A 563-nucleotide genomic window follows, 5' to 3' on the forward strand; every position below is an offset into this window, starting at 1 on the left:
GCCCAGCTCGGCGCGCAGCGCGTTGAGGTCGGTCCCGGCCCCGCCTTCGGCGCGGGCGGTCTCGGCGGCCTTGCGGGCCTCGGCCAGGTCGGCCTCGAGCCTGGCGACGGTCTCGTCCAGGGCCTGGGCGCGGGCCTCCTTGCGGGCCTGCTCGCGCGACAGCCGGTCGACCAGGTCGCGTTCGGTCGCGACAGTGCGCTCGGCCTCGGGCGGGCGCTTGCGGGCTTCGCGGAGCGCGTCTTCGGCGGCGCGCACGCGATCGGCGGCGTCCTTGAGGGCCTTCTGGGCGGCGTCGGCGGCGGGCTTGAGGCCGTCGATCTCCTCCTCGACCTCGGAGAGACGGGTGCGCTGGGCCAGGCGGACGGCGGCGGGCTTGGGCGCGTCGGCGCGGGCGACGAAGCCGTCCCAGCGCCACAGGTCGCCTTCCTTCGAGACCAGGCGGGCGCCGACCGGCAGGCCCTTGGCGAGCGCGGGGCCGTCGGCGCGGGCGACTACGCCGACCCAGGCCAGGCGCGCGGCCAGCTGGGCGGGGGCGGTGATCTGCGGGGCCAGCGGCTCGACCC

The 563-nt window shown here is 78.5% G+C and carries 1 pseudogene; it reads right to left on the reverse strand.

From position 1 onward, the window contains the following. Positions 1-563, reverse strand: a pseudogene (locus G3573_RS21930) (chromosome segregation protein SMC); the annotation flags it as partial.

The sequence above is a fragment of the Caulobacter sp. 17J65-9 genome (genome assembly GCF_010975005.1).
Classification (GTDB): Bacteria; Pseudomonadota; Alphaproteobacteria; order Caulobacterales; family Caulobacteraceae; genus 17J80-11.